Annotated in this window: 12 protein-coding genes and 1 riboswitch; of the genes, 9 read left to right on the top strand and 3 right to left on the bottom strand. The window is 37.4% G+C overall.

Annotation, left to right across the window (positions count from 1 at the left end; translation table 11 throughout):
• The first annotated feature begins 12 nt into the window (after positions 1–12).
• From purH to PEPE_RS07055, 3 genes are all read left to right on the top strand, one after another.
• Complete coding sequence (gene purH, locus PEPE_RS07065) at positions 13–1,548, top strand: bifunctional phosphoribosylaminoimidazolecarboxamide formyltransferase/IMP cyclohydrolase (RefSeq protein WP_011673675.1); 1,536 nt, start codon at positions 13–15, stop codon at positions 1,546–1,548.
• Between the two features lie 13 nt (positions 1,549–1,561).
• On the top strand, positions 1,562–2,821 hold the full coding sequence (gene purD / locus PEPE_RS07060) for a phosphoribosylamine--glycine ligase (RefSeq protein WP_011673674.1): 1,260 nt from the start codon (positions 1,562–1,564) through the stop codon (positions 2,819–2,821).
• 553 nt (positions 2,822–3,374) lie between these two features.
• Positions 3,375–3,728, top strand: a complete 354-nt coding sequence (locus PEPE_RS07055; protein ID WP_011673673.1) for a hypothetical protein — start codon at positions 3,375–3,377, stop codon at positions 3,726–3,728.
• A gap of 99 nt (positions 3,729–3,827) precedes the next feature.
• Here PEPE_RS07055 and PEPE_RS07050 read toward each other — a convergent pair whose 3' ends face one another.
• Positions 3,828–5,234: a C69 family dipeptidase gene (locus tag PEPE_RS07050; protein ID WP_011673672.1), complete on the bottom strand. Its 1,407-nt coding sequence runs from the start codon at positions 5,232–5,234 to the stop codon at positions 3,828–3,830.
• A gap of 180 nt (positions 5,235–5,414) precedes the next feature.
• Here PEPE_RS07050 and PEPE_RS07045 point away from each other — a divergent pair, with 180 nt between their 5' ends.
• Complete coding sequence (locus PEPE_RS07045) at positions 5,415–6,725, top strand: nucleobase:cation symporter-2 family protein (protein ID WP_011673671.1); 1,311 nt, start codon at positions 5,415–5,417, stop codon at positions 6,723–6,725.
• Positions 6,726–6,829: 104 nt separating this feature from the next.
• Entirely contained in the window at positions 6,830–7,618 is a 789-nt protein-coding gene (locus PEPE_RS07040; RefSeq protein WP_011673670.1) for a hypothetical protein, read from the top strand.
• A gap of 48 nt (positions 7,619–7,666) precedes the next feature.
• Here the strand turns inward: PEPE_RS07040 and PEPE_RS09175 are convergent, their stop codons facing one another.
• Both PEPE_RS09175 and PEPE_RS07035 read right to left on the bottom strand, forming a co-directional pair.
• Positions 7,667–7,813, bottom strand: a complete 147-nt coding sequence (locus tag PEPE_RS09175; RefSeq protein ID WP_011673669.1) for a hypothetical protein — start codon at positions 7,811–7,813, stop codon at positions 7,667–7,669.
• A gap of 72 nt (positions 7,814–7,885) precedes the next feature.
• Complete coding sequence (locus tag PEPE_RS07035) at positions 7,886–8,440, bottom strand: folate family ECF transporter S component (protein ID WP_002833304.1); 555 nt, start codon at positions 8,438–8,440, stop codon at positions 7,886–7,888.
• Between the two features lie 68 nt (positions 8,441–8,508).
• Positions 8,509–8,604, bottom strand: a riboswitch (THF riboswitch).
• 128 nt (positions 8,605–8,732) lie between these two features.
• Here PEPE_RS07035 and PEPE_RS07030 point away from each other — a divergent pair.
• From PEPE_RS07030 to PEPE_RS07015, 4 genes are all read left to right on the top strand, one after another.
• On the top strand, positions 8,733–9,617 hold the full coding sequence (locus tag PEPE_RS07030) for an RluA family pseudouridine synthase (RefSeq protein ID WP_011673668.1): 885 nt from the start codon (positions 8,733–8,735) through the stop codon (positions 9,615–9,617).
• A gap of 30 nt (positions 9,618–9,647) precedes the next feature.
• On the top strand, positions 9,648–10,061 hold the full coding sequence (locus tag PEPE_RS07025) for a hypothetical protein (RefSeq protein ID WP_002833306.1): 414 nt from the start codon (positions 9,648–9,650) through the stop codon (positions 10,059–10,061).
• A 138-nt stretch (positions 10,062–10,199) separates the two neighbouring features.
• Positions 10,200–11,762, top strand: a complete 1,563-nt coding sequence (rny, locus tag PEPE_RS07020; protein WP_011673667.1) for a ribonuclease Y — start codon at positions 10,200–10,202, stop codon at positions 11,760–11,762.
• Positions 11,759–12,406 carry an HD domain-containing protein gene (locus tag PEPE_RS07015; RefSeq protein ID WP_011673666.1) on the top strand — a complete coding sequence of 216 codons (648 nt, stop codon included), beginning with the start codon at positions 11,759–11,761 and terminating at the stop codon, positions 12,404–12,406. Before rny ends, PEPE_RS07015 begins: the two co-directional genes overlap by 4 nt.
• Positions 12,407–12,423: the final 17 nt, after the last annotated feature.

Below are 12,423 nucleotides of genomic sequence, written 5' to 3'. Positions count from 1 at the left end.
AGAGATTAAGCCATGAAAACTGCATTACTGAGTGTGTCAGATAAAACTGGAATCGTTGAATTTGCTAGAGGTTTAGTTAAGGCAGATTTTAGAATCATATCAACGGGTGGAACTAAAAAAGTTTTGGAAGAAGCTGGATTATCTATTGTTAGTGTTGAAGCTATTACTAATTTTCCAGAAATGTTGGACGGACGAGTTAAGACGCTACATCCTGCCATTCACGGAGGATTGTTAGCGCGCCGTGACTTACCGGAACATTTGGCAGCCCTCAAAGAACATAATATTGATTTGATTGATCTAGTTTGTGTTAATCTTTATCCGTTTAAATCGACTATTATGCAAAATGGAGTGACGGAAGCAGAAGCAATTGAACAAATTGATATTGGCGGTCCTAGTATGTTACGCTCAGCGGCTAAAAATTTTGCATCAGTTTTACCCGTAGTTGATCCTAAAGATTATCAACCAGTTTTAGCTGCACTAGCCCATCAGACGGACAATGTTAAATTTCGGCGAGCGTTAGCTTTGAAGGTCTTTCAGCATACTGCTGCTTATGACACTTTGATTGCTCAATATCTTGGACAAAACGGTGAAATTTTTCCAGATGAACTTACCAAGACTTATACTAAAAAACAAGTAATGCGTTATGGCGAAAATAGTCATCAAAAAGCAGCCTTTTATGAAGATGCGCTACCTGTACCATTTTCGATTGCTCAAGCTCAACAATTGCACGGCAAAGAATTGTCATACAATAACATCAAGGATGCTGATGCCGCTTTAAAAATGAGCGCCGAATTTAATCAACCAGCCGTGGTTGCGGTTAAGCATATGAATCCATGTGGGATTGGATTAGGTCAAAATATTGAAGAAGCTTGGGACCGCGCTTATGAAGCAGACTCGATGTCAATTTTTGGTGGGATTATCGTCTTAAATCGACCAGTAGATTTGGCGACAGCAGAAAAAATGCATAAACTTTTTCTTGAAATTATTATTGCACCTAGTTTTGAAAAAGAGGCTTTTACAGTTTTAGCTCAAAAAAAGAACTTACGGATTATGACGGTCGATTTTAATCAACATCAGGATGCTAAAGAACTTGAAACAGTTTCAGTAATGGGCGGGCTCTTGGTTCAAGAACAGGATGCGGTAGTTGAAACGGCGACTGACTTCAAAGTGGTTTCTAAACGTCAGCCAACGGAAAGTGAACTTAAGGCAATGGTATTTGGTCAAACCGTTGTTAAACACGTTAAAAGTAATGCAATTGTGATTACAACTGATCAACAAACCTTAGGGATTGGTGCAGGCCAAATGAATCGAATTGGTTCGGTTGAAATTGCGGTTAAACAGGCTGAAGGTTCAGCCAATTTTAAAAATGCGGTGATGGCTTCGGATGCATTTTTCCCTATGGAAGATTGTGTTGAATATGCTGCTAAACATGGAATTAAAGCTATCGTTGAACCTGGTGGAAGTATCAAAGATCAAGCTTCAATTGATAAGGCGGATGAGTTAGGAATTTCATTAATATTTAGTGGACGTCGTCACTTTAGACATTAAGCGGAGGTACCAGATGGCAAAAGTACTTGTGGTTGGAAATGGTGCAAGGGAGCACGTTCTTGGACGTCAGCTATTGAAAAGTAATCAAGTAGAAAAAGTTTACTGTGCACCCGGAAATCCAGGGATGTTGGAAAGTGGCATTGAAATTATTCCTATTGGCGTCACAGATTTTGGGAAATTAGTTGAGTTCGCCCGGAAACAAGGTATTGATTTGACGGTTGTCGGACCAGAACAACCTCTACAGCAAGGAATTGTAGATTATTTTAGTACTGCGGGGTTAACGATTTTTGGACCGACTCAAGCAGCCGCTAAACTAGAAAGTTCTAAAGAATTTGCTAAAAAGATTATGCAAGAAGCGGGGGTCCCCACGGCTAGTTATGTTAGCTATCAAGATGAAGCTACCGCAATCAAAGGGCTAGCGAAAAATGATTATCCACTGGTAATTAAATCGGATGGCTTAGCGGCTGGAAAAGGAGTCGTTATTGCTAAAAGTCAGAAGGAAGCTACGACAACGATTCATAAAATGTTGGGTGAACATCAATTTGATACTAAGTCTATTATTATCGAAGAATTTTTAACAGGACAGGAATTTTCCTTGATGGCTTTTATTCAAGACGAACAAATTATTCCCATGCCTCTATCGCAAGATCACAAGGCAGCTTATGATGGTGACGAAGGCCCCAATACAGGTGGGATGGGAGCGTATAGTCCCTTGCAGCATTTTCCAAGTGATTTGGTTAATGAAGGTGTGGAAAAAATTATTCGTCCTATTATTCGAACACTTAAAAAGAAGAATATTGCTTTTTGTGGGATTCTATACGCTGGTCTAATAATGACAGACTCCGGTCCTAAAGTGATTGAATTTAATGTACGGTTGGGTGATCCTGAAACGGTGGTAGTATTACCGCAGCTACAAAGTGATTTATACGAAATGTTGCAGGGATTGCTCCACCACCAAGTGCCAGTGGTTAAATGGCAAAAAGACCAGGTTTACTTAGGAGTAGTAATTAGTTCGCAAACTTATCCGCAAGCTTCGGCAAGGGGAGTTGAACTAGCAGATTTTAATTACCTTCCATCCAATATTACAGTTAATTATGCGGGCGTTAGTTGCAAGCGAGACGGCCAATTAATTAGTAATGGGGGACGAATCCTATGTTTGACCACTGGAGCGAGCAATATTACGAAAGCTCAAGCAATATTGTACGGATGGTTAAATCAGCATCCAATTCTGGGCTTACGTTATCGAAGTGATATTGGAGATAAAGCAAAATAAAAAATAACCATGGAAGAACGATGACGGCGACTTAAAATAATTCGATTCCATTGTTTTTTTAACTAAAAAATTAGTAACATTTAATACTATATAAAGTGTAAAACGTTTTAAGTAAGTGCTATAATTAATCGTAAGTGTGGTATAGATATAGTAAAGAAGTAACGAGATAATTTTTACTTGTCATTGAGTGATTTCCCAAACAAACTGAACAGGGTTTGAGAGATTAGGACAATGACAGAGTAAAGCAAGATTATTTGATGAACATTTTAAGTAATCGGTTTAGTCATGATTTTAATGAGCACTAACTTAAGAAATGTGGTTTGTATACTTCTTTTATGAAATTTAATCGATACATCATTTATTGGTTTAATGGAAATTTTGATAGTGAAATTACGACGGATGAGTTAATTAACTTGTCCGTTTTGTGAGTAGTATGTTATCTAAATATTTTTAATGTAAGATATCCAAATAATGTATGAACTTAGAGTACCCAGTAATATTCAGCTTTTAAAAAAGAAGAAATAAATTTAATGTTTTGGGAGAAGTTATAAAAATGGTTGTTCAACATGATGAAATCAAAAAATTATTAAAGGGTAATAACTTAGATAGCACTAACGAATGGATTGTCTATGGTACCAAAGGTGAAAGGGGATATTGGATTGCGTTGAGTGATCGGGGGGTTACCCTGTTACCTGTTGCTCAGCAAGGAAATCTAACCGGGGAAATTATCCCCTTCGATAATCAAAAAATTAAAAGTATTGCCTTAAAAAAGAGCATTCTATCGGATAAGCTCATAATTGTGGATACTAAAAATAAAAAACATGTTCTAAAAGTAGCTACTCGCCATCTGGGAAATAAACATCATCATGGAGACTTTTTAAAAATTATTGAAAAATATAAAAAATAAAAAAACGATTTTAAGTGTCGATGAGGACATTAACTGTTATCTTAGAATTTTTGTCTCAATTCGGAAGATATCATAGTTACTTAAAATCGTTTTTTTATTTTAATCATTTAAGTTATAGCGTAATTTCATGTGAGCTGATCCTAATGTTACCATGTCACCAAGTAATTTAGTTTGACGGGTAAAGGATTCTGTAGCTAGTTGTTCATTAGCTTGTTCAAGAAATTGAGTTGGGTTAGTTTGGTGCTTGATTGCCCGATCAGTTTCATTTTGAATTCGACGATAAATACCAGTGGTTTCAAGTTCGAAGGTGTTCCGAAGATCAACGTATAAGTCGTAATCTGTATCACCTAAAAGAGCGGTAGTACAGCTCAGCCAATACATGTTGTTCATATCAAATGTACCAGTTGCATTCTTATAGACAGCTGGTGTGTCGGTGACATGAGCGTAAAAAGGAACTACCGTGTTGAACGTGTTGGCTCCGTATGCAAGCCAGTGAATGCCGGCAATTTCTGCTGGAACATGGTTTCGGATTTGAAGGATGTGGACATTATGATTCCGATTGATACCGATTGGACGAAAGAGGGTCTTTTGGTCCTCAGTACCGTTACCATATGGATCAAATTCCGTATTTTCAAAGTGGGAGCTCAAAACAAACTTAACGTCTTCAATAGAGATCTTTTTGTTAGCATGACAGATAAAAGGTAAATCTTGCTCCATGGGATCATTTTCAATCTCAGGGTTGAAGTATTTTTGGCCATACCAAGTACGGGGATTATTGTAAACAGTATCTTTAATAGAAGCACTACCAAAGATATGACGGAAATTATAACCGTCAAAATCAGGATTTAAGTGATATTCATCAATTAAATCTTTTAAATCAACTGAGCATAGCGTGTCATCAGATTCAAAATCAAATTGATCAATATTCATACGGTTAGGTGCCACAACGTAGGCGTCATCTGGTATACGAACGGCAGCCCAATGATGGCCACCAATCGTCTCCAACCACCAAACTTCTTCGTTATCAGAAAAAGCGATACCATTAGGTTCATATGTTCCAAACTTTTCTAAAAGAGCGCCTAAGCGTTTAACACCTTCACGTGCGCTGTGAATATATGGAAGGACGAGAGTAACAATGTCTTCTTCACCAATTCCATTCTCTACGAAGGGGTCCATACCTAAGACGCGTGAATTAGTAGTGATTGTCTCGGTTGCAGACATGGCAATATTTTCACTATTAATCCCCGCTGCGGGCCAGATTCCGTTAGTTAAAATGGAATTTGGCATTGATGTGTAACTCAAAGGCTGATCAGGAAGCTTGATTTTAACACCACTGATAATGGCTTGGTAATCACGTGGTTGTTCCTCGGGGTTAACGACCACGAAACGTTGAGGATCAAGAGCTTCATGACCATCATCATTACGGGAAATAATCGTTGAACCATCAATAGAAGCATCTTTACCGACCAAAATGGTCGTGCAAGAACCTTTAATTTTCTTATTCATAGATTAAAAACCTCCTAAAAATTTGTTATTTTCTATTATAGCGCTTTTAAATTGTTTTTGGTAACGAACGATAAAACGTTTTAAAAATAATAATGTTCGTATTTTTGTTTTAATGAAAAGGTTAATGTGCTAAAATGTTCGTTGTAGCTATCTTAATAATTACGTGGAGTTGGAGGAAATATGGAAGATATACAAAAACAAGGTGCCAAAAATGTTGAACTATCAACACCAAAGACGATTTTATTAGCTTTTCAGCATTTACTGGCAATGTATGCCGGGGATATATTGGTTCCATTATTAATTGGGGCGGCGCTTAAGTTTAATGCGCAACAGATGACCTATTTAATCTCAGTAGATATTTTCATGTGTGGAGTTGCCACTTTTTTACAGGTTAAACGCACTCCACTAACTGGGATTGCTTTACCAGTTGTTTTAGGATCAGCAGTTGAATACTTGGCACCGATGGAGCACATTGGTAATACAATGGGCTGGGGGTATATGTATGGTGGAGTAATTGCAGCCGGAATTTTTGTGTTTTTAATTAGCGGATTATTTGCTAGTTTAAGAAAATTTTTTCCAATCGTTGTGACGGGCTCTTTGATTACTTTAATTGGGTTTACCTTAATCCCCGTTGCTTTCCAGAACATTGGTGGTGGAAACGTTGCTGATAAAAACTTTGGAAGTTCTTCTAACTTAATTTTAGGATTTTTAACAGCTTTAGTTATTATTTTAATTCAAGTTTTTGCGCACGGATTCATCAAACGCATTTCAGTTTTGATCGGAATTATCGTTGGCTCAGTGATAGCAGTGGTAATGGGATTAATCGATCCTACACCAATCAGCCAAGCTCACTGGATTCAAATTCCAATGCCTTTTTATTTTGCAACTCCCAAATTTGAATGGTCCTCAATTTTAACCATGCTCTTGGCAGCAGTAACTTGTATGATTGAATCAACGGGAGTTTACTTTGCTTTAGCAGATATTACCAAACGGAATCTGACAGCCGATGATTTAAAACGAGGATATCGTTCAGAAGGAATTGCAGCCATTTTAGGCGGGATATTCAATACCTTCCCATATTCAACTTTTTCACAGAATGTGGGAATTGTGCAATTATCTGGAATTAAGAAATTAAAACCAATTTATTTCTCTGCTGGAATGCTTTTGATTTTAGGATTGATTCCTAAGTTTAGCGCGATTGCTACATTAATCCCGACATCTGTATTAGGTGGAGCAATGTTAGTAATGTTTGGGATGGTAGGTGCCCAAGGAATTAAAATGCTAGCTAACGTTAAAATGACCGTTAATAATTTATTGGTAATTGCTGTATCGATTGGAATTGGTTTAGGTGTAACTACTCAACCAACGCTCTTCCACATTTTACCAACCTCAGTTCAAACAATTTTAGATAATGGGATGGTAGTAGGCTGTATCACAGCAATTATTATGAATATTCTATTGAACGGTAACCAAGCCGTTGATGGAGAATAGTTTAATTTAAAATATATAATTAAAAACAAGAGATGATACTATTTGGTATGGTCTCTTGTTTTATTTTCTGAGTATAATGGAAGAAAAACGATGGAGCGGGTCTCATGAAGTTAAATGTCGAGTTGAAGGAACATTGGACTAACATTATTTCAAAAGAAGATGCAATCGAAATTAAGATTTACGATGGAACTAAACCACCAGTTGTTAACCATTCTGGTATTGGAATTTTATTATTTAAGGGAAAAGTTAAAAATATTTTCCAAGTAGAAAAAGAGTTAAAAGTGAAGGGAGATCGTTGGGATCGATTAATTTTAATATCTATTCCTGCTAACTTAAGACTCCATCATGTGTTACAAGGGTTCATTCATGTGGCAATAAAAAATAAAGTGACTTTGCCAAAACATTTAAAGAAAGAAAAGCTTCCCCCAGCAGTTCAAGAGTTAGTAGATCGGTTTGTTCAACAACAGCTTTTTATCATTAATCGATTTGGCTCGGATCATGTTTTGATTTCAGAAAAGTCAAAACTAGGAGGGAAGCCTAGCCACCGTTGGAATAAAATGGTTAGTCAGATTCCATTTTATGTGGATACCAAAGAATGTCAGGCAGAAATTCAATGGGTAAAGCGAAATGAAATGGTAATTAGGGCCGGAGCGATAATGAAACGCGAGGTTCCATTGAATAAAAATGGTTCAATTGGATTTGCTGCTAAAATGGGACAGAAAATTCGAGAAGATCATCAACAATCTTTTAAAGATTTTAAAACCACAGAAGATATAATATTAAAAAGTGTCAACGAAGTGGGGTTGTTTCTGTATTTTGCGGGAACTAATAGCTGGTTAGTCCTGAAAGATGCTAAAGGGCAAACGATTGACGCATGGACACGGGTAAACTAAAAAAGAGCTGTAAACGAAGTATTCGTTTACAGCTCTTTTTATAGTTTATTATTTAACTTTTGGTGTTTCAGCGATTGTTTCAGTCTTGCCTTTAGCAAATTGTTGGATAGCAACAACGCGTTCTTGACGGCGACGACGTTCGCGCTTACCAGAAACTTTACGTGCACGTGCAAATGAATTGTATGGTGACTTCATGGTGATCCTCCTCAGAAAAAAATAATCAATTACTATTCTATGATGAATGGTAGATAAAAGCAAATAAATTTATTAAATGGATTGGCGGTTCGCATTGAGTCGCTGGACCGTTCGCATTGCAATTTTACCAAAAATACGAATTAAAATTACTTGGATTGGCAATTGAATAATATTACTAATGATGCGAGCTGAGTTGTAATAAACGGCCGCTGCTGCACCAAAGTAAATGGATTGCCAAATGAAATTTAAGCCCATCGTGACAATTAGCATCACTAAGAGGCGTGCCACAATAATCCGCCACCAGTCGAATTTACCTGGGTATAGGAATATCGATTGGATTAAATTAGCAACCATAGCACTGATGGCCCAAATGGGTAAGTAAGGTCCCACCGGATTAGAAAAATACCCCACGGTATCACTAACTAATCCAAAGACAATTCCTGCCCAAGGTCCAAATAGCGCAGACACAACGGCTGCTGGTATATATTCGAAACTAACCAAGGTAAATTGAGGCGTCAAATGGATGGTGGTATAACGCGCTAACACAACATCCAATGCTGCCAACAAAGCCATAATGGTTAGATTTCGCACAGAAAAAACATTTTTGATACTAAAAAAATTCTTCATGCAAATCCCTCCAGTCTTTAGTTGGCCGTTTCAACGAAAAGGAAATAGCATGAAAAACTTCCCAATTCAACGGCGAGATGCGGAATCGATATCGCTGACAAGCATTCGTCCAACAAGCAACTCTCCGTCTTGTTGGCACTTAACGCATCGATTCCTACTCCATTGATAGAGCTAAGTTCATTATAACCAACTTAAAATAAAAATAAAGAGAATGAATTCGTTAATTAATATGAAAAATCGTATATAATGGCTTTAATGATGTAATAATTATGCCAGATGAATGGGAGTACGTATGCGATACCAATTTAAAAATAACTTAGAAGAAATTATTAGTGCCAAAAAAGTATTACAAAGATCAGGGATGAGCCAGAGATTATTGCAAAGAATCCAAAATGAGGGTCGCCTGATTGATGAAAACGAAAACGATGTAGAATTTAGTGATAAATTAATGCCTTTTGAACCAATTTGGATTGAATTGCCTGATGAAGAACAAGATCAAAATGTTGCAATTAGTGATGGTCCATTAGACATTATTTTTGAAGATAAAAATTGGTTATTAGTTAATAAACCTGCTGGACTAACCGCGGTCCCTGGTCCAAGTGATCGAGAAGATACATTGGTCAACCGGATTAAAGGTCATTGGCAGGCCATTGAATCTAAAAATATGATGCCTCATTTAGTTACCCGTTTAGATCGATTTACGAGTGGAATAACTTTGGTCGCCCGTCACCAAGTTTCTAACAGTTTATTAAGTGAACAAGTTGCGCATCATAAAATTAAAAAGATTTATTTAGCGATGGTTGATGGAGTAGTTCAAGCTGAAAAAGGAACATTTAATCAATCGTTAGGGTTAGCAGCCGATGGAATTCATCGAGAAGTACGGGACGATGGACAGCAAGCCACTACTAGTTTTAAAGTGCTCAAACGTTTTGAAAATCAAACGCTGGTTCAAATTCACTTAAAAACAGGAAGAACCCATCAAATTCGAGTTCATTTTGCGAATGCAGGTCATCCTCTAGTTGGTGATCAGTTATACGATGGACCAATGGATAGAGGAATTAAACGGCAAGCTTTGCACGCTTCATCGATCCGATTTTTTGATCCATTTATTGATGAAAAGGTTAGTTTTACAGCAGAATTACCAGATGATTTAAAGCAAATCGGGATGGAAGAGTAGCATAATTGCAGTTTCAGATAGGAGAACAAAATGACACAAGAAAATGAATTTGAAGACGTAGAAATGACGTTAGGCGAACCAGAATTTAATGCGATGTTGATGCAAATGACGCATGAGGTAAACGCTAGCAATGCGTCAGAATATAACTTTATGGGTAATACAACCCAAGAAGTTGGGGAAAATGTATGGGCAGTTCCAGCTTATTTAAGTGACGAATATGCGCTATTCTTTCTATATACAGAAATTGATACCGGCGATTGGGTCCTAGCCTTTTCCGAAGCAGATTTAGGTGAAGGGCAGTTTAATCTAGGAACTCCAATGACAACGGGTGAAGGCTTAAACAAATTATTCGAACAAGATCCCGATCGTGCCAAAATGGTATTGAGTTTTGTTAATGATATGGAAAAAGCTGGCGAAGGTATGTGGCGCATGGTGGAACAATAAAATTTTACATTTAAAAAGAGCGGACTATGGGGAGCGAATTAACGTAAGTTTCTTCTAAGAAGCTCTTTTTTTGTACCAACTTTTTGAATATATTTTTATGATATAATTAACTTCGACTAAAAAGAAAGGGGCGACGCGATGGCAACGATTTTGATCGTCGTTTTGCTATTGGCTTCCATTGGAGTAGGGTATGGATTGCGAGCCAAAAAGCATAGTGAAACATTAGCGCAAGCCCGCAAAGCGGCAGAAAAAATTATTGAACATGAACGGCAAAAAACTAAAGCCGAAGTGGCTGAATATGAAAAAAATAGTGTTCAAGAAACTCAACAATATCAAGAGACCATTGACCAAGAACTCGCAGATGATCTACATGATAATCAACGTAAAGAGGCGTGGATTGAACAAAGAATGAACTTATTGAACCAAAAAAAGATTGTGTTAACTAATCGAGCAGATGCATTAGCTAAAAAAAGACAAAGTCTATTACAAGAACGTGACAACGTACGGACAACTTTAGGCGAAGCTAAACAACTAATTACTGATCGATGGAATAAACTTCAGGAAGTTGCTGATTTGGAAGAGCAAGCAGCTTCAAAGTTGGTTTTGAAAGAAACTAAACAAGATGCAATTCGTTCTAAAGATGAGTTTGTTAATAACGCTCAAACCGAATTAGAAAGCTCCTGCGAGCGTGAAGCTGAGGATTTGATAGCTTTAGCCATGGAACATAGTGATGTTCCAAGAGGTCAAGCCGAAAATCACCGCAGTTTTATTGCAGAAAATGCTGAATATCTTGGTAAACTGATTGGAAATTCGGGTCAGAATGTACGAGCAATTGAAGCATTAACTGGTGTAGATATTGTGATTGATGATCAAGAAAAAGAGGTCATTCTTAACGGATATGACCCAGTTCGTCGAGCAGTGGCCATGGAAACCATGGAAATGATTAAAACTGAGAAACGAGTTGTTCCAGATACAATCGAACGGTTGGTTAATAAGGCTAATAAAGTAATTGACCAGCGTATTCGCCAGTATGGGGAAGACGCGGTTCGAGAATTGAAATTAAAATATGTTGCGCCGGATTTAATCAAATTTATTGGTCGAATGCATTACCGGACGAGTTATGGACAAAATATTTTAGAACATTCTATTGAAACTGCTAAGCTAGCAGGTATTTTTGCTGTTGAGTTAGGTGAAGACGCTACTTTAGCACGACGTGCAGGCTTACTACATGATATCGGTAAATCTATTGATCGCGATATTGAAGCGACTCATGTGGAATTGGGTGTGGAATTGACCACCAAATATCGAGAGAGTCCAGTGATAGTGAATACTATTGCTTCTCACCATGGGGATGTTGAAGCTCGATATGTAATTGCTAATTTGGTTGAGGCAGCGGATGCCATTTCTGGAGCTCGTCAAGGTGCTAGAAGTGAATCAGTGGCTGACTATATCCAAAGAATTAAGAGCTTAGAAGAGATTGCTAACAAACATCCAGAAGTCAAGGAAAGTTATGCTATCCAAGCTGGTCGTGAACTTCGAGTAATTGTTCAACCTAAAGAGACAGATGATAAGACGATTCATAGTTTAGCTACTAACGTAAAGAATCAGATTGAAGAGGATGTTACTTATCCTGGTCAGGTGAAGGTAACGGTTGTTAGAAAGTTAGAGATTGTAGAATACGTGGAGAAAAAACAAGCATGAGTGAAGACAACACCGCACAGTTAGAAAAAATCGATAGTTTTGTTAAAGAGAAGCTTCAAGATGACTTAACCGGGCATGATTATGCTCATATTCAACGAGTGGTTAAGATGGCTAAACGCTTAATTGATGATCGCACTGAAAATGTAAATCAGTTTATAGTTTTCGCTGCAGGGTATTTGCATGACGTGATTGATGAAAAATTAGTTGAGAATCAGGCCGTTGCTGAAAATGAAGTAGCTCGGTTTCTAAGAAGCCTTGGAGTTAGCGATTTTGATATTGCTCATATTTTCGATATTATCACGCATATGTCATTTTCTGATAATTTAGGACAGAAATATAAATTATCCTTGGAAGGACAGATTGTCCAAGATGCGGATCGTTTGGATGCCATCGGAGCAATTGGCATTGCCCGTACATTTTATTACGGGGGTGCACATGGACATATTTTATATGATCCCGAAATCCAACCTCGTGAAAAAATGACGCATGATGAATATCGTGACAATAAAACGGTAATCAATCATTTTTACGAAAAACTTTTTAAGCTTAAAGATGACATGAACACACCTTTAGCACAAAAAATTGCGGTAGAACGGACGGAGTATATGAAAAGCTTCGTAAATGAGTTTAAAAAAGAATGGTAACAGTGAATTTAGGGGGA

This window comes from Pediococcus pentosaceus ATCC 25745 (assembly GCF_000014505.1).
Lineage (GTDB): Bacteria > Bacillota > Bacilli > Lactobacillales > Lactobacillaceae > Pediococcus > Pediococcus pentosaceus.
Note: the sequence above shows the minus strand (reverse complement) of the source record. Positions and strands in the feature narration are given on the sequence as shown.